At 60.6% G+C, this 20,663-nt stretch carries 21 protein-coding genes; 9 read left to right on the forward strand and 12 right to left on the reverse strand.

Annotated features, from left to right (window positions below):
* Positions 1-36 precede the first annotated feature (36 nt).
* From H4P12_RS01875 to H4P12_RS01905, 8 genes are read right to left on the reverse strand one after another with little or no spacing between them, the layout of a single operon-like run.
* Entirely contained in the window at positions 37-801 is a 765-nt protein-coding gene (locus H4P12_RS01875) for an SDR family NAD(P)-dependent oxidoreductase (protein ID WP_187791882.1), read from the reverse strand.
* Entirely contained in the window at positions 798-1,631 is an 834-nt protein-coding gene (locus tag H4P12_RS01880; RefSeq protein ID WP_343069748.1) for a PCC domain-containing protein, read from the reverse strand. The genes H4P12_RS01875 and H4P12_RS01880 overlap by 4 nt, the downstream gene beginning before the upstream one ends.
* Positions 1,628-3,241: an acyl-CoA synthetase gene (locus H4P12_RS01885; RefSeq protein ID WP_187791883.1), complete on the reverse strand. Its 1,614-nt coding sequence runs from the start codon at positions 3,239-3,241 to the stop codon at positions 1,628-1,630. The genes H4P12_RS01880 and H4P12_RS01885 overlap by 4 nt, the downstream gene beginning before the upstream one ends.
* Entirely contained in the window at positions 3,238-4,407 is a 1,170-nt protein-coding gene (locus H4P12_RS01890; protein WP_187791884.1) for an acetyl-CoA acetyltransferase, read from the reverse strand. Before H4P12_RS01890 ends, H4P12_RS01885 begins: the two co-directional genes overlap by 4 nt.
* The gene (locus H4P12_RS18645; protein WP_246448788.1) at positions 4,404-4,745 is read right to left on the reverse strand and encodes an IclR family transcriptional regulator; all 342 of its coding nucleotides are present in this window, start codon (positions 4,743-4,745) and stop codon (positions 4,404-4,406) included. The genes H4P12_RS01890 and H4P12_RS18645 overlap by 4 nt, the downstream gene beginning before the upstream one ends.
* Complete coding sequence (locus tag H4P12_RS18650) at positions 4,697-5,227, reverse strand: IclR family transcriptional regulator (protein WP_246448794.1); 531 nt, start codon at positions 5,225-5,227, stop codon at positions 4,697-4,699. Before H4P12_RS18650 ends, H4P12_RS18645 begins: the two co-directional genes overlap by 49 nt.
* A 5-nt stretch (positions 5,228-5,232) precedes the next feature.
* Entirely contained in the window at positions 5,233-6,249 is a 1,017-nt protein-coding gene (locus H4P12_RS01900; RefSeq protein ID WP_187791885.1) for a TRAP transporter substrate-binding protein, read from the reverse strand.
* A gap of 35 nt (positions 6,250-6,284) precedes the next feature.
* Complete coding sequence (locus tag H4P12_RS01905; protein WP_187791886.1) at positions 6,285-8,162, reverse strand: TRAP transporter large permease; 1,878 nt, start codon at positions 8,160-8,162, stop codon at positions 6,285-6,287.
* 692 nt (positions 8,163-8,854) lie between these two features.
* Here H4P12_RS01905 and H4P12_RS01910 point away from each other — a divergent pair.
* Both H4P12_RS01910 and H4P12_RS01915 read left to right on the forward strand, forming a co-directional pair.
* On the forward strand, positions 8,855-9,460 hold the full coding sequence (locus H4P12_RS01910; RefSeq protein WP_187791887.1) for an outer membrane protein: 606 nt from the start codon (positions 8,855-8,857) through the stop codon (positions 9,458-9,460).
* 125 nt (positions 9,461-9,585) lie between these two features.
* The gene (locus H4P12_RS01915) at positions 9,586-10,296 is read left to right on the forward strand and encodes a class I SAM-dependent methyltransferase (RefSeq protein WP_187791888.1); all 711 of its coding nucleotides are present in this window, start codon (positions 9,586-9,588) and stop codon (positions 10,294-10,296) included.
* Here H4P12_RS01915 and tpiA read toward each other — a convergent pair whose 3' ends face one another.
* Positions 10,297-11,040: a triose-phosphate isomerase gene (tpiA, locus tag H4P12_RS01920; RefSeq protein WP_187791889.1), complete on the reverse strand. Its 744-nt coding sequence runs from the start codon at positions 11,038-11,040 to the stop codon at positions 10,297-10,299.
* A 99-nt stretch (positions 11,041-11,139) separates the two neighbouring features.
* A complete protein-coding gene (locus H4P12_RS01925; protein WP_187791890.1) occupies positions 11,140-11,511 on the reverse strand; it encodes a HesB/IscA family protein in 372 nt (123 codons plus the stop codon).
* Between the two features lie 211 nt (positions 11,512-11,722).
* Between H4P12_RS01925 and H4P12_RS01930 the strand changes: the two genes are divergently transcribed.
* Positions 11,723-13,159 (forward strand): LGFP repeat-containing protein, encoded by a 1,437-nt coding sequence (locus H4P12_RS01930; RefSeq protein ID WP_223115666.1) that lies wholly within the window; start codon positions 11,723-11,725, stop codon positions 13,157-13,159.
* A gap of 61 nt (positions 13,160-13,220) precedes the next feature.
* Here H4P12_RS01930 and H4P12_RS01935 read toward each other — a convergent pair whose 3' ends face one another.
* Positions 13,221-13,574, reverse strand: a complete 354-nt coding sequence (locus H4P12_RS01935) for an SUF system Fe-S cluster assembly protein (RefSeq protein WP_187791891.1) — start codon at positions 13,572-13,574, stop codon at positions 13,221-13,223.
* Positions 13,575-13,703: 129 nt separating this feature from the next.
* On the opposite strand from H4P12_RS01935, the gene tgt reads away from it, so the two are divergent.
* From tgt to H4P12_RS01950, 3 genes are all read left to right on the forward strand, one after another.
* Entirely contained in the window at positions 13,704-14,834 is a 1,131-nt protein-coding gene (gene tgt / locus H4P12_RS01940; protein ID WP_187791892.1) for a tRNA guanosine(34) transglycosylase Tgt, read from the forward strand.
* Positions 14,835-15,179: 345 nt separating this feature from the next.
* Positions 15,180-16,361 (forward strand): ribonuclease D, encoded by a 1,182-nt coding sequence (gene rnd, locus H4P12_RS01945; protein WP_187791893.1) that lies wholly within the window; start codon positions 15,180-15,182, stop codon positions 16,359-16,361.
* Between the two features lie 3 nt (positions 16,362-16,364).
* The gene (locus tag H4P12_RS01950) at positions 16,365-17,348 is read left to right on the forward strand and encodes a GNAT family N-acetyltransferase (protein WP_187791894.1); all 984 of its coding nucleotides are present in this window, start codon (positions 16,365-16,367) and stop codon (positions 17,346-17,348) included.
* On the opposite strand, the gene H4P12_RS01955 is transcribed toward H4P12_RS01950, so the two are convergent.
* Positions 17,345-18,151: a PAS domain-containing protein gene (locus tag H4P12_RS01955; RefSeq protein WP_187791895.1), complete on the reverse strand. Its 807-nt coding sequence runs from the start codon at positions 18,149-18,151 to the stop codon at positions 17,345-17,347. The genes H4P12_RS01950 and H4P12_RS01955 overlap by 4 nt on opposite strands.
* A 245-nt stretch (positions 18,152-18,396) precedes the next feature.
* On the opposite strand from H4P12_RS01955, the gene gmk reads away from it, so the two are divergent.
* The 3 genes from gmk to H4P12_RS01970 are packed head-to-tail and all read left to right on the forward strand — an operon-like array spanning position 18,397 to position 20,662.
* The gene (gmk, locus tag H4P12_RS01960; RefSeq protein ID WP_187791896.1) at positions 18,397-19,032 is read left to right on the forward strand and encodes a guanylate kinase; all 636 of its coding nucleotides are present in this window, start codon (positions 18,397-18,399) and stop codon (positions 19,030-19,032) included.
* The gene (locus tag H4P12_RS01965) at positions 19,029-19,553 is read left to right on the forward strand and encodes a gamma carbonic anhydrase family protein (protein ID WP_187791897.1); all 525 of its coding nucleotides are present in this window, start codon (positions 19,029-19,031) and stop codon (positions 19,551-19,553) included. The genes gmk and H4P12_RS01965 overlap by 4 nt, the downstream gene beginning before the upstream one ends.
* On the forward strand, positions 19,550-20,662 hold the full coding sequence (locus H4P12_RS01970; protein ID WP_187791898.1) for a sensor histidine kinase: 1,113 nt from the start codon (positions 19,550-19,552) through the stop codon (positions 20,660-20,662). The genes H4P12_RS01965 and H4P12_RS01970 overlap by 4 nt, the downstream gene beginning before the upstream one ends.
* Position 20,663: the final 1 nt, after the last annotated feature.

The following is a 20,663-nucleotide window of genomic DNA, read 5'->3' on the forward strand; positions in this document are numbered from 1 at the left end:
GGTCGCTGGCATTTTCGGCAGTTCCGCAACGCCGCCTTAGACCGCTTCGTTTTCCCGCCGCAGGGCAGGCAGGCCGACACCTGTTGCGGCAAAGCCGCCATCCACCGCCAGCGTCTGCCCGCTGATAAAGCTGGCCTTGTCCGAGGCGAGGAAGACAATCGCCTCGGCGATTTCTCGCGCCTCTCCATAGCGGTTCAGGGGAATGGCGTCGTAATAGGCCGCGATGATTTCGGGCGCGTGGACCGCCATGGCCAGTTTGGTGCGCACGGGGCCGGGCGCCACGCAATTGACGCGAATGCCCGCTTCGCCCAGTTCTGCCGCGAATTGTTTGGTCAGATGGATCACCGCCGCCTTGGACGTGCCATAGGCCACGCGCAGCGTCGATGCCCGCAGACCAGAGATCGAGGCGATGTTGACGATGGCCCCCTTGGTCTTGACCAGTTCGGGGACGGCGGCTTGCGTGCACAGGAAAACGCCATCCAGATTCGTTCCCATCACCTCTCGCCATTCGTCGAAACCGGTCTTGCCGACGCGGGCGAACAGCGCCACACCGGCGTTGTTGACCAGCGCATCGACCTGACCAAAGGCCGTGACCGTTTCCGCGATCATCCGATCCACCTGCACCGGATCGGAAATATCAGCCTCGACCGCCAGCACGCCGGGCAGGTTTGCTGCGGCGGCATGCAGTTCTTCTGTGTCGCGGTCTACGATCGCGACGCGCCAGCCCTGTTCCAGGAAAATCTCGGTTGCGGCCAGACCGATTCCCCGGCACCCGCCGGTGACAATGGCAACTTTGCTCATGCTTTCTGTCCTTTGGTTTCGATAATCAGTTCAACTGTGACGCCCACCGGGTTATGGCCCCGTGTCAGCGTTCCACGGTGAATTTCGCCGGTGATGTCCACCACCTCTATGGGGATATCTGCGCTGCCGTCGGCCAGCGTGGCGCCGGTGAAATGCAGTTCGGTCGCAAGGCAATCGACCCTGCGGCCATCGGTGAACCGGATATGGTCGATGCTGCCCACCGCATGCAGATTGGCGTGCAGAATACCGTGTTCGGCGGCCAAAGCCTCGATGGCGGTGATGACGTCTTCACCGGGCAGAAGACGCGCAAGAACAGATCGACCCCTATCGCCATTCACCGGGGTGAACAGGGTAAATGCGGTCTCACTGTCCGGCAGCGATTCAAACCATGTATCAGCCGCGCCAAGCCCACTGACCTGCGCCTGCGCCGTCAGAATGCTGTCAAAGGGCAGCAGGTGGCCCATGTCCCGCGTGCGGTCATTGGTCCAGATGCCATGACAGTGCAGAAAGGGTTCACCGTTTTTTTGTCCCACGCTGGCTGTCGCACTTTCGATGACCCACGGCCCGTCAGGGGCATAGGTCTCTGAATACCACGCCGCGTGCAGGCCATCGGTTGACAGCGCGGGCAGCACATAACGCATCGGATCACAGGTCACGCCGTCCAGCCAAAGCATGCCGCCCCGGCAGCCATGGGCCGCGAACAGATCGCCCACCGCCTGCATGACACTGACTCCGGCGGGAAGGATGCCTTTTATCGGGACCAACGTCGCCCGTCGCGCCTGCACCCGCTGATCAGCACGCGGGCCGGGATGGATCATCCCACGCCTCACGCGCGCGCCTTTTCGTCGCCGATAAGACCGCGTGCTTCCAATTCTTCGCGGATGAGCTTTTTGGTGATCTTGCCATAGGCCGATTTTGGCAGCGCATCCCAGAACAGGAACCGTTTGGGCATCTTGTAGCGCGACAGTTTGCCATCAAGGAACGCGGCCAGTTCGGCTTCCTGGATCGAGGCAGATGGCACGCAGACCGCCCAGCCGATTTCACCCCACAAGGGGTCGGGCACGCCCAGCACGGCAACCTCGGAGATCGCCGGATGGGTCAGGATCTTCTCCTCGATCTCTCGGGGGTAGACGTTCGATCCGCCCGAGATGAACATGTCGGATTCGCGGCCCGTGATGAACAGAAAGCCTGCCTCGTCCATATAGCCCAGATCGCCGGTGCGGAACCAGCCATCGCGGAACGACTTCGCGTTAGCGGAGGGGTTCTGATAATAGCCAGCAAAGACCGCAGGCCCGATGCAGCAGATTTCACCGGTCTGGCCGGGGGGCAGTTCATTACCCTGATCGTCCTGTATCTGCACCTCGATCCCGGTGCGGGCATAGCCGCAGGTGCCGATGCGGGTGCCGGGCAGGTCATCGGCATCGTGCAGAAATGTCGGCAGCACGGTGATATTGCCGGTGCATTCACCCAGACCGAAATATTGCACCAGCACTTTGCCCAGCGTGGTCAGCGCCTTTTGCTGATCCACCCGATACATCGGCGCCCCGGCATAGATGATATAGCGCAAGGATGATGTATCAGCCGCAGCGGTCGCGGGATGTTCGACGATCATCTTCAGGATCGTCGGCACCGTAAACATGGTCGAGACGCGCCATTCCCGAACCAATTCCCAGACCGTCGCCACATCGAATTTTTCGGACGGCATCAGCACGGTCTTCACGCCGCGCGCAACCTGGGTCAGTTGATGCACGCCCGCGCCGTGCGACAGCGGCGCCACCACCAGTGAGGCATCGTCGCCGGTCAGCCCTGGCATCAGATCGGCCAGATGGTTGGTGACGACGAACGCCATCTGACCATGCGTCAGAACAGAGGCCTTGGGCCGTCCGGTCGTGCCGGATGTGAAGAAGAACCAGCAGGGGTCATCGCGATCCACCGCCGCGATTTGCGGGCGGCTGCCCATCGCGTCGGCAGTGATGTCCTGAACCGATGGCCCGAAATCAGCCGCACCGAAGGACAGTATGTCGGTCAGCATGGGGCATTCCGCGCGGCAGGCGGCGGCATGTTCGGGGAAGGCTGCGTTGCAGATCATCAGCGTCGCGCCCGATGACTGGGTCAGATAGACGACCTCATCCGGGGTCTGGCGGAAATTGGCGGGAACCCATACCCCGCCCGCGCGCCAGACCGCGAACATGGCCTGCATCATTTCCAGACAGTTTTGCGACTGACACATCACCCGATCGCCCTTGCGCAGCCCAAAGCGGGTTTGCAGCGCATGGGCCAATGCGTCGGTGCGAGCCTCGAAGTCGGACCAGGTCCAGCGACTGTCGCCCATGACCAGCGCAATACCATCCGGGTCGCGTCGCGCCGCCTGTGTCAGAAAGGTGGCAAGGTTCATCACCCGCGTGGAAACCGGGGAAATGCCACCGACAGGACCGCTCATTTCACGCGCTCCAATATCGAACAATAGCTGGCGACTGCCGCGCCGCCCATATTGAAGACGCCGCCCAAGGCCGCGCCGGGCAATTGCATTGCGCCCGCATCCCCTGCCAGTTGCATTGCCACCATGACATGCTGCGATACGCCCGTTGCACCAATGGGATGGCCGCGCGATTTCAACCCGCCTGATGGGTTGACCGGCAAGGCACCGTCAAAGCGCGTCACCCCGTCGCGGATCGCGCGCCAGCCCTGTCCTCGCGGGGCAAGGCCCATCGCCTCATATTCGATCATCTCGGCGGTGGTGAAGCAGTCATGAGTTTCGACCAGATCAAGATCCATGATGCCCAAGCCCGCCCGATCCAGCGCATCACGCCATGCCCGGTGCGGGCCGTCGAACGCAATCGGATCGCGCCGCGACAGCGCCAGCAGATCGCCCGCCTGCGCCCGTGCGCGAAATGCGACGGCGCGTTGCAGATCGGCGGCCACGTCGGGCGCGGCCAGAACCAGCGCGGCCGCGCCATCCGACACCAACGAACAATCGGTGCGCCTCAACGGCCCCGCCACCATCGGGTTCTTGTCAGAGGGTGTATTGCAGAACGCCACATCAAAGGACTTCTGCATATGGGCCAGCGGATTGCGCATGCCGTTTTCGTGGTTCTTGGCGGCGATCATGGCCAACTCCTCGGACCGGTCGCCGTGGCGCTGGAAATAGGTGCTGGTGATGCGGCCAAAGACGCCCGCAAAGCCGCCATCGATCTGGCCCTCTTCAGGGACATAGCTGGCTGACAAAAGGATATCGCCAACCTCTGGGCCCGGCGTGGCAGTCATCTTTTCCGCGCCCATCACCAGCGCAACCTTGCCCTGGCCCGAAGCGATGAAATCGGCTGCCGCATACAGCGCGGCCGACCCCGTGGCGCAGGCGTTTTCCGTGCGCATGAAGGGAACGCCCGCCAGTTCAGGTGTCCCCATTGCGACCAGGGCACCCTGAAAATCCTGACGCGAAAAGCCGTTATTATAGACACCCACAAAGATGCCATCGACGGCATCCGCCCCGATACCGGCATGTTCCAGCGCGGGCAGGGCGACCTGCTGCATCAGGGACAGCGTGTCGGGTGCGTCGGATTTGCCGAATTTCGTATGCGCCCAGCCGACAATCAACGGATCGCTCATGCGGTATTCCTTTTGCGTTCGGATTTAGGGATGCCGCCAAGCGCGGCCAGATGTTCTTCGACAAGGCGGGCTTCGCGTTGCAACGCGGCAATCAGGTCCGACCGTCGTTCCGGACGCATCCGATCCTCGATCGCGGCGATGGACAGCGCACCTGCGGGCCGTCCGTCAGGCCACAGGATCGCAACGCCCAATCCCCACGATCCCGGCACGATGCGACCGGGGTTCACCGCATAGCCCTGTCGCCGGGTCGCGGCCTGATCCAGTGCCAGGGTCTCGGCCAGATCGCCGGTCAGATGGGCCACGCGGCGTTGCAGGGCATCGGCCTCGGTCTGTGGCAAGGCGGCAAGGATTGCCATGGCGCCCGCGCCGACGCCGGCCGGTTGCGATCACCGCGCATCAGGGCGTGGGTGCGGATCTGGAAATCACCCTCGACCCGCTCAAGGCACAGGGTGTGATCGTCCTGCGGGATCGTTAGCAGAACCGTATCGCCACTTTCCATGGCCAACCGCTGCATCGAGGGCCGCGCATGTGTCAGAATGCCGTGACGATCGGCGGCAAAGCTGCCCAGCAGATAGGCTTCGGGGCCAAGATGATAGCGCCGCGTTTGCCGGTCCTGTTCCACCATCCGCGCCGTGCCAAGCGCCAGCAACAGACGCCGCACTGTCGGGCGCGGCAGGCCGGTTGACTGGGAAAGCTGTGCAAGCCCCACACCGTCGCTGCCGCCCCTGCCGACCAGCGACAGAAGCGACAGCGCCCGCACCACCGCCTGCGCCCCGCCAGCGGCGGGTTCACCTGTTGCGGTGGCGGGGGCTTGCGTCATCAGGATCAGACCAGCGTGCGGCCGATGGCTGTTTCCAGAATGGCCCAGGCTTCGTCGCCATAGGTTTTCTTCCATTCGGCATAGAAGCCCGCCTCGCGCAGCTTGTCCTCGAAGGGTTTGGGATCGACCTCGTTGAAGGTAAAGCCCTCGGCCTCAAGTTCGCCGCGCAGGCTGGCGTTCAACGCCATCACATCGGCACGCTGCTTGTCGGCGGCGGCGTTGAAATTGTCGGCGACAATCTGCTGCGCCTCTTCGGGCAGGGCGCCCCATGCACGGCGGTTGCCCAGCAGCCAGAAGCCGTCCCACATGTGGTTGGTCATGGACAGGTATTTCTGAACCTCCCACATCTTGGCGACCTTCATGATCGCCAGCGGGTTTTCCTGCCCATCCACGATGCCGGTTTGCAGCGCGGTATAAACCTCGGCAAAATTGATCGAGGCCGGGGCCGCGCCGAATGCCGTATACATCGAGGTCCATAGCGGGCTGACCGGCACCCGGATCTTGAAGCCTTCCAGATCGGCGGGCGTGGTGATCGGCTTGGTCGAGGATGTCGTCTGGCGGAACCCGTTGTCCCAGATCTTGTCCATCACCACCAGACCGGCGTTTTCGATCTGCCCGCGCTCATAGGCGCCCAGCTCGCCGTCCATCGCCTTCCAGACGGTGTCGTAATCGGGGAAGGCAAAGCCGACACCGTTGATCGAGGAATTGGGTACCAGCGTCGACAGGATGATCGGCGACAGCTGGAAGAACTCGACCCCGCCGGAACGCAGCTGCCCCAGAACGTCGGTATCCGCGCCAAGCTGGTTCGACGGGAAAATCTGGATGTCCACGCTGCCGCTGGTCTGCTCAAGAATCGCGGCCACCGCCTCTTGCAGGCGGACGTTGCTGGGGTGTTCCAGCGGTTGGTTATTCGCGATCTTATAGCTGAAATCGGCGGCGCGGGCCATGCCGGGCCGGATGAAGGGCGCGGCAAGCGCACCGGCAGCAGCAGTCATCAGGACGTTACGGCGGTTGATGGTCATGGGGTCCTCCTCCCAAAGGATGTTGTTGGTTCTGGTCAAAGCAGTGCGATTGAAAACCACGGAACGGCAGCGATCAGCAAAAGGCCGACCAGCAGCGCGCTCAGATAGGGCCAGATGCGGCGCATCACCTGTTCGGCAGGGACGTTCGCGATCTTGCAGGCGATATAGAAGCCGATGCCGATGGGCGGGGCCATCAGCCCGATATTCATCGCGGTGACGATGACCATGGCGTAATGCACATCATGGATGCCAAGGCCACGTGCAATCGGGAACATGATCGGGGCCAGCAGCACGATGGCGGGCAAGCCCTCCAGCACGCAGCCCAGCACCAGAAAGATGACGATGGATGCCAGCATGAACACGATCCAGCCACCGGGCAGGCCGGTCACCAGCGTCATCAGATCGCGGGCAAAGCCCGATTGCGTCAACGCCCATGCCATGGACGACGCCGCGCCAAGGATCAGCAGGATCGCCCCCGACATGGCGGCGGTATCGATCAGCATCGTGCCGATCTTGCGAACGGGAATCCCGCCATACAGAACGATGCCGATGATAAAGGCATAAAGGACGGCAATGGCCGACACCTCGGTCGCGGTGGCGACGCCGCCGCCGACCAGGCTGCGGATCATGAAGGGCAAGACCAGTGCCGGGGCCGAGATCAGGGCAGCCTTGCCGATCAGGGGCAGGGTGGCGCGCTTGACGCCACTCATATCCTCGTCCCGCGCTTTCCAGCGGGCCAGCAGGGCCAGCACGATCAGCAACACCATGGCGATGGCAAAGCCTGATGTGAACAGCCCCGCAATCGATACGCCGGCGACGGATCCCAGAACGATCAGGACGATGGATGGCGGCACCGTGTCGGCCATCGCGGCGCCAGTGGCCAGCAGCGCCGTCATTTCCGGCCCCGAATGTCCTCGGCGGCGCATTTCGGGAAACAGGGCAGGGGCGACCGTTGCCATGTCCGATACCTTGGACCCGGAAATGCCCGAGACAAGGAACATCGACCCCAAAAGGACATAGCTCATCCCCGCCTTCACATGGCCCAGCAGCGAGGCAAGAAAGTTGACGATCGCCTTGCCCATGCCGGTTGCGTCCAGAATGCATCCCAGCAGCACGAAGACCGGCACCGACAGCAGGATCAGCGACGACATGCCCTCGTCAATCCTGCCCATCATGACGAAGACTGGCGAATGGCTGGCAAAGGTCAGATAGGCCAGCGTTCCAAGGGCAAAGCAAAAGGCGATAGGCACACCGATGCACAGCAGGACCGCGGCAAAAAAGCCCAGAAAGATCGGCAGGTTCCAATTGCCCAGCGTCAGCATTGCAGGCTTGATGACCCATAACAGCGCAACCAATGCGCTGGTCACAATCAAGGTGCCGATAATGGTTTTCCATTCCTTCGTGCGGATCACCGACAGCACGGCCAGCAAGGCCATCAGGCCGATGCCGGCGGGAATGGCTGACGCCCGCCACGACATTGGAATGCCAAGCGCGGGCGAGGTGACGTAGCTTTCCTCGTATGCGTATTCGATCGCGACCGGCAGCAGGCGCAGCAACAGAACGCAGACCAGAACCTGACCTGCAACCTCGGCCATGCGGGCAATCCGATCCGGCAGCAACGGCAGAAAAACCGTCAGCTTCATATGCTCGTGCCGGTCGACAGCCAGCGCCGCGCCCAGCATCGCCATCCAGATGAAGCTGATCGAGGCGACCTCATCCCCCCAGATCAGCGGTTTGGCCAGCACATAGCGAAAGAAGACGTTGGCAAGAACTGTCACCATCATCGTAATCAGCAAGGCCGCCGCCAGAATTTCGACGGGCCGCATCCAGCGTTCGGCGCGTTTGGGCTGGGCCATCGCCTCGATTCCGCCAAGCGCCAGTTCGGCCCCTGCCTCAGTTTCGCTGAGCTGCATACGTCCCTCCCTGATGCGGCGGGCTCTCCCCAACCCTGCCTATCCACGATGTGGACATGGCTGCCGCGTATTCTGTTCGTTTTTGAGATAATATTTCTGCTGAAAGCAAGGGAAAATTTATCGCCATAGGAAACTTGTTGGAGATCGCAGATAAATTTGGGGAAGCTCATTCCGTATTGTGGAATGTTCGTGCAAAATCCCGGGGTGGCGTTGCAGTGCATGGATCCAATTCGGTCAGGCAGCTGTCGACGCACGCGGGGGTCGGATTGCCAAACTGACAGGACGAACTGTCACGGGTAAAGACGGCCAGGTCCAGTGACGCTGCGAATCCCCTTTTTAAAGTCCTGATTGCCGCTGGTTTGACGCTGTTGCAGGGCTGCTATGCCTTTTTGAATTGAGTCGGGGCGAAAAATGACCAAAACATGGCAAGATCAAGTTCGTTGCATGGTGTGCAATTCTCACTCACATTCTTGTTCCTGCCCGCTAGGAGAAGAATTGTTTCTCTGTCATGTTTTGTATAGTTTATTGTAAAGTAATTATAATATTCTCTCATTTGCGTGACGCCTTCTTGTCGGCCCCTTTCTGCCTCTGTGTTTTTTGGGCAACGCAAAGACCGGTGTGCCGGTGCTGTCGGGTTTAAACACCAAGACCACCGGCCTACCTCAATCGGCATAGAACAAGGAGTTTGATCCATGAAAAAACTGATCCTCGCATCGGTTGCAGCCATCACCGCTACTGGCGCTTATGCCGGTGGTTATACCGCACCCATCGAACCGGCACCCGTTGTTGTGGCTCCGGTCGTTGCTGAAGCACCTGCTTACAACTGGGACGGCTTCTACGCTGGTCTGCAGTACGGTCAGGGCAGCGCAGAACTGGACGGTGAAGGCGACGACCTGGACCTGGGCGATACGGAAGCATGGGGTATCCACGGTGGTTATACCCGTGGCGTCGGCAACTGGATCCTGGGCGGCGAACTGGACTATAACAAAGTCGACTTCGACGATTATGAAGGCGATGCCGACCTGTGGCGTCTGCGTGGCCGCGCTGGCTACAACATGGGCCAGTTCCAGCCCTACCTGACCGCTGGTGTTGCGCACATCTCGACCGATGAAGATGCAGGCGACGTTTCGGAAACCGGCTGGACCTATGGCGTTGGCGTCGAATACCTGGTCACCCAGAAGTTCTCGGTTGGTCTGGAATACACCCGCAGCGACTTCTCGGACGTGATCGACGGTTCGAACGGCGATGTCGATCTGGACACCGATCTGGTTTCGATTCGCGGTTCGTATCGCTTCTAAGTTCGATACGATCTGAATTGGAAAACGCGGCTCCTTGCGGGGCCGCGTTTTTCTTTTGTCCGGATGCGGGCTGGACGTTGTGACTTTGGGTTACTAGACCCATCGGACAGTGATGTGGGGGCAGTATGACGGACGACAACGGCTGGGAAGCCTCGGCGCAGGCGTGGATCGCGACACTTGGTGATCGGGGTGACTTTGCGCGGGAACATGTGATCGACGCCCCCTTGTTGCAGCGTATCCAGCGGGGCGATTTCAAGCGCGGCTTGGACATTGGCTGCGGCGAGGGGCGGATGTGTCGCGCCATTCAGGCCATGGGGATCGCAACCGTCGGGGTCGAACCAACCAAAGCCCTGCGTGAAGTCGCGATCGAACGTGACCCTTCGGGCAGCTATATCGATGCCCGGGCCGAGCAGTTGCCGTTCCCCGATGCCTCATTCGATCTGGTGTTGTGTTGCCTGACCTTGGTGGATGTGGATGGCATCGAAGACGCCATTGCCGAGGCGGCCCGCGTTCTGGTGCCCGGTGGCGCGTTGTTGATCGTCAATCTGAACAGCTTTGCAACTGCTGGAAGCTGGCTTGGCAGCAACAAGGGGCAGCAACGCTTTGTCATCGACAATTACATGCGGCCCCATGCTGAATGGGTTGGCTGGCAGGGCATCTATATTCGCAACTGGCACCGCCCGATGAGCTTGTATATGCAGCTTTTGCTGCAAACCGGCCTGCACCTGACCCATTATGACGAACCGATGCCGGATGGCGAAGGTGACCCGGATAAAACGGCACGCTACAGCCGCGTGCCGTGGTTTCATATGATGGAGTGGCGCAAGCCCGCCTGATCAGGCCGCGTCCAGCGCAGTGATGATCGCGCCAAAGTCAGAGGCCGTCAGGCTGGCGCCGCCGACCAATGCACCGTTGACGTTGGGCAGGGCAAAAATTTCCGCGGCATTGCCGGGCTTTACGCTGCCACCATACAGCAGGGTGACATCACCCGCGCTTCCAACCAGACTTTCCAGCCTGTCGCGCATCAGGGCGTGAACCTCGGCGATTTGGTCATTGGTGGGGGTGCGGCCTGTGCCGATGGCCCAGACCGGCTCATAGGCGATCACGGTGTTGGCAGCGGTCGAACCCGCAGGGATTGACCCGGCAAGCTGCCTTGCAATGATATCCAGCGTTTCTCCGGCGTCACGCTGTGCCTCGGTTTCGCCAACGCAAATGATGGCGATAAGGTCAGCGGCATGGGCGGCGGCGGCCTTGGCCGCGATCTGGGCGTCGGTTTCGTTGTGATCGGCGCGGCGTTCGGAATGGCCGAGGATCACATATTCCGCGCCCGCATCCTTTAGCTGAGCGGCTGAAATGTCGCCTGTATGTGCGCCCGATGCATTGGCATGGCAGTCCTGCCCGCCGATGGCGACAATCTGTTTTCCGTGCCAGGCAGCGGGTTGCACCAACAGGGCGGGCGGACAGATCAGAATATCGCAGCCCGCATTTTCATGCGCCAAAGCCAAGGCGTCAATTTCGTCCAGCGACGCCAATATGCCGTTCATTTTCCAATTGCCTGCGGCCAGCTTACGCGGTGCCATCCGTATTCCTCCTGTCATGTTGTCAGTGGCTTAGGAGGATCAGAGGCGCGGCGCAATCATGGTAGCGCCTGACATGGCGTCATGTCCTGCGTCTGGGCGTCAGTTCGCCGTGCGGCTGCCTTCCAGCGGTTCAAAGCGCACGGACTCGCCACATCCGCAAGCCTCGGTCACATTTGGATTGGTGAACTTGAAGCCGGATTCCAGCAGGTCGGTCTTATAGTCGATCTGGGTGCCGAACAGATACATCTGCGCCATTGGCGCAATCATCACACGAGCCTCGCCCTGTTGAATGACTTCTTCATTCGCAGCGGGTTCTGTGGCCATTTCCATGGTGTATTCCATACCTGCACAGCCACCCTTTTTCAGCCCGATCCGCAGGCCAAAGGCATTTTTGCCCGCCATCAGCTTTGCAATCTGACGCTCGGCGGCGGGGGTGATGGTCACGGGCGAGGTGCCGGGAATTGAAAACATGGTCGAACCTTTGTTCCGGCGCGACGGTCCGGGGCATCTGGTCGCTATGGCCTTCAAAATAGGGGTTCATCGCCGACAACTCAAGATCAGTGCTGGCGGCTGCGTTTTTCGCATTCGTTAACGTGAGGGTCACGTCGCGATCACGCCCGATCCGCCATGCTGCCCGAATGTCGAAAAAGATGACGAATGGCTTTTGAAAGGACCCTTTATCATGACGAATTTGATCAATTACACGCTGTCCATGAGGATCAAGGATGATGAAAGCTGGCCGTTTAGCGATGAATACGCAAATCGCAGCGTCTCGGGCACCTTGCTGCTGGATGATACCACGCCGGAACGGCAGATATTTGATATCGGGCGTTGCGGCGGAGAGGTCAGGGTGGAAGCCCGGATCACCTTTAGCCGTTCTGGCGGCGGCGCAGTCCGGGTCAGTGGCGATTTGCGGCTTTATGAAGGCACATCTACGAACAGCAGCGACCTTGACGGCACGGCCGGCATGAACGGATCGGTCGCCGCGGATAGTGGTGTGACGTTAACTCAACGCGTGGCCAACACCGATGAAGGCGGGGACTGGGCCGATGTGACCCTGCAGGCCAACAATGACGCTTTAGACGCGCGTGACCCGTGCGCCCATATCGATGCCAAGGCCGCAGCCTTGGGAATTGCGTTCACCGGCAATGCCGTATCGGGCTGCGAAAACGTCCGTGGGGGTCAGCGCAAGCGGTTCCAGCATTGCGATATCTATTACTCGGCATCGACCGGCGCGCACGAGGTTCATGGCGATATCCGCCGCAAATACGATTTCAAGGGCGGCCCGAACAGTGATCTGTTCCTGCCCGTGACCGATGAGACGGCCACCCCGGATCGGATTGGCCGCTACAATCACTTCAGCGGCAATGGCAGCATCTATTGGCATCCCGATACCGGCCCGATGGAAGTGCGGGGCGGTATTCGTGCCACATGGGCCGGGCAGGGATGGGAACGGGGCGGTCTTGGCTATCCAACCAGCGATGAGATGATGATCGGGCAGTCACCGGCGCAATGGTTCAGTGATTTCCAGAACGGTGTCCTGTTTTGGCAAGACAATGCGGGGATCGATCCCGCAGTGGCGACCCTGTCGCGATCGGGTGTTCTGGCCGCGTTCGAGGCCGCGTTTCGCAACCGGATAACCGACGCCCGCGTCGATATCCAATCTGTCTCGATCGTTGGGGTGTCCTCGACCGGTGGCGACTTCATGCGCAGCAGGAACCGCACGATCACCTTCCGGTTGGCGGGTGAGGTCTCCTCGGGGCATTGGTTTATTCCCGATCCGGACTGGTGGCTGGAAATGCCCATCCTGATCGAGGCGATCCCGGCCCCGAATGCCGCAACCGATGTTCGGTTGCAGGTGCGGCGAAACGGGTCTGCACGAATCCACGCCTCTAATTTTGCCGGGATCGGCACCCGTGAGACGGTCGAGGGGATACGCAACGCCGTGGAGAGCGGATTTTCCGCGCCAATCTCGGTGGCCGATATTCCTGCGGCTGCCGGGTTGCTCAGTGCGAAGGTGCTGCCCGATGCTGCAGTCAGACTGTATTTCCGGCCCGATGTCGCAGGCCGGTTTGCCGCCGGTATCGCGCAGGGCAGATTGGACAATCTGCAGTTATGACCGGAATCATCCCGGTCAGACCCGGCCGGGGGCTGTCTGCCGCTGGCCGGATGGAATGCAATTACATGAAGCCCAGTTCCAGCCGGGCTTCATCGGACATCATGTCCATGCCCCATTGCGGCTGAAAGGTCATTTCCACGTCAACTTGCTTGACGCCGGGGATCGCTTCGACCGCGTCTGCCACCCAGCCTGGCATCTCGCCCGCCACCGGACAGCCCGGCGCGGTCAAGGTCATGACGACCCGGACTTCGTTCTGGGGGTTGATGTCGATGGTGTAGATCAGCCCCAGATCATAGATATTGACCGGGATTTCAGGGTCATAAACCGTCTTGCACGCCTCTACGATGGGATCGTAAAGATCGTGTTCGGTGGTTGATGGCGCAATAAGCGGGGCGCCTTCCTGCAGATCGGTCATGGCGGGTTCCTGTAAATTCTGACTGTTTATATAGGGTGCCATGCCTCGTGGGTCCAGAGCGTCAGCTACGTTGCAGCGCGCGGGAACAGCGGTTACATACAGCCGGTTCCAGCGACAGGCCCCCAAATCATGACCGACCGTTTTCAGTTCACCGTCAATGCAACCGATGGCAAGGCCCGCACCGGGGTGATCAACACGCCACGCGGCGATATCCGCACGCCCGCCTTCATGCCCGTGGGCACCGCTGCCACGGTCAAGGCGATGTTGCCGGAATCGGTGCGTGAAACCGGCGCCGATATTCTGCTGGGCAATACCTATCACCTGATGCTGCGTCCGGGCGCGGAACGTGTTGCGCGTCTGGGCGGGTTGCACAAATTCATGAACTGGGAACGCCCGATCCTGACCGACTCGGGCGGGTTTCAAGTGATGAGCCTGGCCAGCCTGCGCAAGCTGACCGAGGAAGGCGTGACCTTTTCCAGCCATATCGACGGGTCGAAACACATCCTGTCGCCCGAAACCAGCATGGAAATTCAGCGCCTGTTGGGGTCGGATATCGTCATGTGCTTCGACGAATGTCCGGCGCTGCCTGCCGATGAAAAGACGGTGGCGGACTCCATGCGCCTGTCGATGCGGTGGGCACAGCGGTCGCGGGACGCATTTGGCGACCGTCCGGGCCACGCGCTGTTTGGCATCATGCAGGGCGGCGTCACCCGCGATCTGCGCGAAGAATCGGCCGAGGCCCTGAAATCCATCGGCTTTGACGGCTACGCGGTCGGCGGTCTGGCCGTGGGCGAGGGGCAAGAGGCGATGTTCGACGTGCTGGATTATGCCCCCGGCTTCCTGCCACAGGACAAGCCGCGCTATCTGATGGGCGTGGGCAAGCCCGACGATATCGTGGGCGCGGTTCAGCGCGGCATCGACATGATGGATTGCGTGCTTCCCTCGCGATCAGGCCGCACCGGACAGGCCTGGACCCACCGAGGACAGGTCAACATCAAGAACGCCCGTCACGCCGATGATCCGCGCCCGCTGGACGAAAGCTGCACCTGTCCCGCCTGCCGCGGCTATTCCCGCGCCTATCTGCACCACGTCTTCCGCGCGGGTGAGATGATCTCCGGCATGCTGCTGACATGGCACAACCTGCACTACTATCAGGATCTGATGGCTGGTCTGCGCGGCGCGATTGCCGAAGGGCAACTGGATCAGTTTGTCAGCAATTTTCACGCCAGGCGCGCCGAAGGCGATATCGAGCCGGTTTAGACGACCCCTGCCGTCGAAAAATCCGGCCAGATTCCGGCCCGTGATTTTTCAGATGAATTGGTCAGGCAAACAAGGGCGGCGCTGAAGGGTGCCGTCCTTTCAGCGCGCGCCGGGCAGAAATTTCAGTCTGACCGCGCCCGTGCGGTGCGTATCGTCATGTCAGGGTGGATGAGTCCGGTGACGCGCCGGATCGACATGCGCAGGTCAGATCATCACCTTTTCTGTGGCATTCCTGCGCTGATCCGAGTCTTTCCTGATATTTATACGAACATACATGTTTTCAACATCAACGCTTGGGCCTATGCCTGACAGGCTGGCGGACGAACCGCCCGAAGAAAGATTTGTATGAGCAACGACGTCATCACCATTACCCGTACGGAAGATCTTGCGCGATTTTGCGAAGCTGCCAAATCCAAGCCGTATGTCACTGTCGATACCGAATTCCTGCGCGAGCGGACCTATTGGTCTAAATTATGCCTGGTTCAGCTTGCCGTTCCTCCGGCCTCCAGTGGGAAATCTGATGGTGGCGAAGCGGTTCTGGTTGATCCGCTGGCCGAAGGTCTGTCGCTGGAACCGCTTTATGATCTGTTCCGCCACGAGGGCACGGTGAAGGTGTTTCATGCGGCCCGGCAGGATCTGGAAATTTTCTTCCACGATGCGGGCCTGTTCCCGACGCCGCTGTTTGATACGCAAGTGGCGGCGATGGTCTGCGGCTTTGGCGAGCAGGTTGGCTATGAAACGCTGGTGCGCAAGATCGCGCGTGCCAATCTGGATAAATCCTCACGCTTCACGGATTGGTCCCGCCGTCCCTTGTCGGATGCGCAAAAGGCCTATGCGCTGGCCGATGTGACCCATCTGCGCCAGATTTACGAATATCTGTCGGCCGAACTGAAAAAGAACGACCGCGAAGATTGGTTGACCGAAGAGGTTCGCGTTCTGGAAAACCCAGAGACCTATACCAATCGCCCGGAAGAGGCGTGGCTGAAAGTGCGCACCCGCACCAACTCGCCGCGCTTTCTGGCCATTCTTCGCGAATTGGCCAAATTCCGCGAAGCCTACGCCCAGCAACGCGATATTCCCCGTTCGCGTGTGTTCAAAGACGACGCGATGATCGAGGTGGCGTCCACCAAGCCCGCTTCGGAAGATGATCTGGGCCGGTCACGCCTGCTGCTGCGCGAAGCACGCAAGGGCGATATCGCCCAAGGTATTCTGGCTGCGGTGAAAACCGGGCTGGACACAAAGGATCTGCCGCAGCCCAAGGATGATGAGCCGGGCAAGCCAGGGAATGCCGCGCTGTCGGATCTGTTGCGCGTGCTGTTGAAAGCCAAGGCGGATGCGACGGGTGTTGCGCCCAAGCTGATTGCGTCCTCCTCGGATCTGGACGCGATTGCGACCGGCGAACGCGATCTGCCGGCACTGAAAGGCTGGCGGGCCGAGGTTTTTGGCAATGATGCCTTGCGTCTGGCAGATGGCAAGATTGCACTCTCCGCCAAGGGCGGCGCGGTCCGCGTCGTTCCGACCGAGTAGGGCATGACAGCGGCGCGGGTTCTTCTGGATCGCCCCCGCAGCTTTGACGTGCAGGCGATCACTGCCGCGATGTCGGATTGGCAGGTGGCGCAGTGGTTGAGCGCGCCGCCATGGCCCTATCTGGAACAACATGCCCGCGACTATGTTGCCGGGGTATCCGACGCGGAATACGCGATCAGGGTTGATGGCATGTTTGCGGGCACCGTTCGTGCAAATGGCAGTTTCGGGATTTGGGTTGCGCCGAAATATCAAGGCCAAGACATCGCCTGCCGCGCATCCGTTCTGGCGCTGACACGCAAGTTCCGGGCTGGCACGTCGATTTGTCATGCACGCTACATGATTGGGAACAAACGATCCGCGGCCTTGTTGTCCAGCCTGGGTTTTCAGCCAGTGGGTCAGTCCAGAATCCGGGCCGAGGCGCGCGGAACCGAAGTCGACATTGTATCGATGGAATTGACGCGCACCGATTTCGCGCGTCTGCACGGCATTCGCCTGACAACGCCCCGGCTTGTCATTGACGCCTATCAACGCGCGGATTTGCCAGACCTCTACCGCATCGTGACGCTGCCGCAGGTCGCGCAAATGTTGTTGCGATTCTATCCCGGCATGCCACTGGCCGAGGCGGAAAACATTCTGGCCACCGATGCCTTGCTGCCGCCTATTCGACTGGTCGCCCGCCATCAAGGCAAGGTCGTCGGTTCAATCGGAATCAGTGATGGCCAGCCGCCTGCAATCTTTTACTTTCTGGACCCGGCGGCGGCTGGACAGGGGCTGGCGCAGGAAATGGCACAGGCCTTCATGCAGGAAATCAAGGCGCGCTTTGATCCCCAGGAAATGGTGGCGGACGTGTTCGCCGAAAATATCGCATCACAGAAAATTCTGGAGAGGATCGGGTTTCAGCCCATAGCCAGGGAGATGATTTCCTCGAAAGCGCGGCAAAGTCCGGCGCCCGGCCTGATGTATCGCTGGCAACGGGATGCCGTTTAGCGCGACTTGTCAGGCGTGGTCATGCGATCCTGAATCGCGACAACCTTGAACAGGGCGCGACGCCCTTCGGGCGAGTCGGGCTGCATCTCGACTGCATGCGCCTGCGAAATTACAGGCACTTTCGCAACATCCCCAATTTGGGAATAGATCGAGGTTGCGTTGCGCGTCGGGCGTTTGGTCAGAAAGCTGTTTTCGGCAGAGGGCGAGGGCGCCAGCGTCTTGCCGCCCTCGATAATCGGCAACATCTTGTCGCTGACCAGGTCGAACCGACGCGGCGCCATGCCAACACGGCCTTCCGAGACCAGACAGCCAAGGGCGCGGGTCACATCGCCCAGATCAGATTTCAGCGGCATCAGCAACAGGCGCGCCCGCATCTCGGGGCGGCCGTATTCGGCCTTGGCAAACAGGTCCATCTCGGCGATTTGCGGGGCTTTGAAAACGGCTTCCAATACGTCCGACAGACGGCCGCGGGAATTGGGGTTCAGCACGGCGCACAGCGGCATGCCGCGAACCTCCATCCCCATCAGGTCGATCAGATGGCGGCCCGCAAGACGAAAGCGTGCGGCACCGGGGGCCATCCGTTCAAGAATAAAGGAATAATCCAGCGCAATATTGATGTTGCGCGGCTCTATATCGGCGCGGTGCGGGATCGCCCGGCCACGGCACAACGTCTGCCAATAGCCTTTCAGCTCGGCGATGATTTTCGACGGGGCATGCGGATCAAAATCGGAAAGACGCAATACATCAGCCGAGCGGAACTGCGCTTGGGTAATGGAGTCGTCTTCGAAATAGTTGTCAGACAAAAGGCAAACCCTCACCCAATCAAACCAAGCGGCTCTGCAAAACAGCAGGTCGCCATCTCAACGTTAAAACATACTTCACCATACGATGTTTTAGGTACGCAAGCCGAGTCGTTTCCTAATGAATGGTTAAGAAACTTGGTCACCGTCACTTAAATGCAAGGTCTGGGTCGCTGCAGCTTGGTCTTGACCGCTTGGTTCCGCTGGTCCATCCCCTGTCAAAACATCGCAAGAAAAAGGGAAAACCAATGGATCACACCGGGTTGCTGGTCATCCTGTCCTCGCCATCGGGGGCGGGTAAGTCGACACTGGCACGACGGCTGATGGATTGGGATTCTTCGCTCAGATTTTCCATATCTGCGACGACGCGCCCCCCCCGGCCGGGCGAAATCGATGGCGAACACTATCATTTTACCACACCAGACGAATTCAGGGCATTGGTTGATGACGATCAGATGCTGGAACATGCCGAGGTGTTCGGCAATTTCTATGGCAGCCCGCGCAGACCGGTGGAACAGGCGATGCGGGAAGGGCGCGATACGATTTTCGACGTGGATTGGCAGGGGGGGCAACAGATTCGCGCCTCGGCCCTTGGCGGGCATGTGGTGTCGATTTTCGTGCTGCCGCCATCGCTGCCAGAGTTGGAGCGGCGTCTGCGCACGCGGGGCCAGGACAGCGAAGAGGTGATCGCGGGCCGGATGGCGAAAAGCCGCGCTGAAATCAGTCACTGGGCCGAATATGATTATGTTCTGATAAACGAAGATCTGGATGAAACCGAGGGCCAGTTGCGTGCGATTCTGACGGGCGAACGCCTGCGTCGTGACCGCCGCGCAGGTCTGGGCGCCTTTGTGAAAAACCTGATGGCCGAGGAGCAGAAGCAATGATCTGGGAACTTGACGGTATCCGCCCCGAAATCGCCGCCGACGCATGGGTTGCACCGGATGCGCAACTGATGGGGCGCGTTGTGCTGGAAGCCGAAACCTCGGTCTGGTGGGCGGCGGTGCTGCGGGGGGATAACGAAGAAATCCGCATCGGTCGTGGCAGCAATGTTCAGGATCATTGTGTCTTTCACACAGATATCGGCTATCCGCTGACCGTCGGTGCGAATTGCACGATTGGCCATAGGGCAATCCTGCATGGCTGCCAGATTGGCGATGGCGCCCTGATCGGAATGGGCGCGACGATCCTGAACGGCGCGAAAATTGGCGCGGGTGCCCTGATTGGCGCAGGCGCCCTGATCGCTGAAGGCAAGGAAATTCCCGCAGGCGCCTTGGTTATGGGCGCACCGGGCAAGGTTGTCCGCATGTTGGACGACAGCGCCCGCGACGGCCTGCTGAAATCGGCCCAGAATTACCGCGACAATGCCGCCCGCTTTCGTTCGGGGTTGCGCATGGTGGCGGAATGACACGCGACCTGCAGCGTCGGATCGCCGGGATGCTGGATGGTGTGCCGGTGGCGATGCTGGCGGTTGACGCGTCGGCCCGGACCATCGCCGCGAATGCGGCGGCCGAGGCGCTGTTTGGCCGCGATCTGCTGAATCGTCCCTTTGTCACAATCCTGCGCCATCCCGCCGTGGTCGAGGCTGTGGATTGGGTTCTGGACGCCGACAAGCATAGCGCACCCCTGCCTGATCCGGCGATGCGCACCCCACCCGAGGGTATCGCGACGATGCGGGCGCAGATCGGTGCGGATGGTCGCGAAGTTGTCGCCGAAATTACCGTGGCACCCCTGCCTGTTGCAATCGGCAAGGGCGCAACCATTGCGGTTCTTGACCTGTCGATCGCGGAAGAGGCCGAACAGATGCGCCGCGATTTCGTCGCCAATGTCAGCCATGAACTGAAAACGCCGCTGACCGCGATGATCGGATTTATCGAAACCTTGCGCGGTCCCGCGCGGCATGACGAAAAGGCCCGCGACCGCTTTCTGGACATCATGGAGCGAGAGGCGGCCCGGATGAACCGTCTTGTCAGTGAACTGTTGTCGCTGACCCGCGTGCAATCCGAAGAACGCCGCCGCCCCACGACCGAGGTTGATCTGCCAAAGCTGTTGCGCGGTGTGGTGGCGACAATGGCCCCGACCGCCGAAGCGGCGCAGGTGGTGATCGAGGTCGAGGGCATATCGGATAGTCAGCGACTGCTGGGCGATCCGGACCAGCTTGTTCAGGTTTTCCAGAACTTGATCGAAAACGCGCTGAAATATGGATCATCGGGCGGCTATCTTGGCGTGCGGATGCGCCGGATCGATTACGAGCCGCTGTTGCGCGGCCCCGCCTGGGCGGTTGATATCCTGGATCGCGGCGACGGCATCGACGGGATGCACCTGCCACGTTTGACTGAACGGTTCTATCGTGTCGATACGCATCGTGCACGCGCGCAGGGCGGGACTGGTCTGGGTTTGGCGATCGTCAAGCATATCATCAACCGGCACCGCGGACGGTTGCGGATTGACAGCGCAAAGGGCAAGGGCAGCACCTTCACGGTGATCCTGCCCGAGAGTGTCGCAAGTCAGGTCTGAA

Origin of the sequence: Paracoccus amoyensis, from assembly GCF_014490725.1 — a bacterium.
GTDB lineage: Bacteria > Pseudomonadota > Alphaproteobacteria > Rhodobacterales > Rhodobacteraceae > Paracoccus > Paracoccus amoyensis.

What these genes read in the sequence shown, in the direction of transcription:
- H4P12_RS01950 (WP_187791894.1), top strand. Translation starts at nt 16,365, where the DNA reads ATGACAGCGGCGCGGGTTCTTCTGGATCGCCCCCGCAGCTTTGACGTG.
- H4P12_RS01910 (WP_187791887.1), top strand. Translation starts at nt 8,855, where the DNA reads ATGAAAAAACTGATCCTCGCATCGGTTGCAGCCATCACCGCTACTGGC.
- H4P12_RS01925 (WP_187791890.1), bottom strand. Translation starts at nt 11,511, where the DNA reads ATGTTTTCAATTCCCGGCACCTCGCCCGTGACCATCACCCCCGCCGCC.
- rnd (WP_187791893.1), top strand. Translation starts at nt 15,180, where the DNA reads ATGAGCAACGACGTCATCACCATTACCCGTACGGAAGATCTTGCGCGA.
- H4P12_RS01915 (WP_187791888.1), top strand. Translation starts at nt 9,586, where the DNA reads ATGACGGACGACAACGGCTGGGAAGCCTCGGCGCAGGCGTGGATCGCG.
- H4P12_RS01965 (WP_187791897.1), top strand. Translation starts at nt 19,029, where the DNA reads ATGATCTGGGAACTTGACGGTATCCGCCCCGAAATCGCCGCCGACGCA.
- H4P12_RS01970 (WP_187791898.1), top strand. Translation starts at nt 19,550, where the DNA reads ATGACACGCGACCTGCAGCGTCGGATCGCCGGGATGCTGGATGGTGTG.
- H4P12_RS01935 (WP_187791891.1), bottom strand. Translation starts at nt 13,574, where the DNA reads ATGACCGATCTGCAGGAAGGCGCCCCGCTTATTGCGCCATCAACCACC.
- H4P12_RS01905 (WP_187791886.1), bottom strand. Translation starts at nt 8,162, where the DNA reads ATGCAGCTCAGCGAAACTGAGGCAGGGGCCGAACTGGCGCTTGGCGGA.
- H4P12_RS01890 (WP_187791884.1), bottom strand. Translation starts at nt 4,407, where the DNA reads ATGAGCGATCCGTTGATTGTCGGCTGGGCGCATACGAAATTCGGCAAA.
- H4P12_RS18650 (WP_246448794.1), bottom strand. Translation starts at nt 5,227, where the DNA reads ATGACGCAAGCCCCCGCCACCGCAACAGGTGAACCCGCCGCTGGCGGG.
- tgt (WP_187791892.1), top strand. Translation starts at nt 13,704, where the DNA reads ATGACCGACCGTTTTCAGTTCACCGTCAATGCAACCGATGGCAAGGCC.
- H4P12_RS01885 (WP_187791883.1), bottom strand. Translation starts at nt 3,241, where the DNA reads ATGAGCGGTCCTGTCGGTGGCATTTCCCCGGTTTCCACGCGGGTGATG.
- gmk (WP_187791896.1), top strand. Translation starts at nt 18,397, where the DNA reads ATGGATCACACCGGGTTGCTGGTCATCCTGTCCTCGCCATCGGGGGCG.
- H4P12_RS01930 (WP_223115666.1), top strand. Translation starts at nt 11,723, where the DNA reads ATGACGAATTTGATCAATTACACGCTGTCCATGAGGATCAAGGATGAT.
- tpiA (WP_187791889.1), bottom strand. Translation starts at nt 11,040, where the DNA reads ATGGCACCGCGTAAGCTGGCCGCAGGCAATTGGAAAATGAACGGCATA.
- H4P12_RS01900 (WP_187791885.1), bottom strand. Translation starts at nt 6,249, where the DNA reads ATGACCATCAACCGCCGTAACGTCCTGATGACTGCTGCTGCCGGTGCG.
- H4P12_RS01875 (WP_187791882.1), bottom strand. Translation starts at nt 801, where the DNA reads ATGAGCAAAGTTGCCATTGTCACCGGCGGGTGCCGGGGAATCGGTCTG.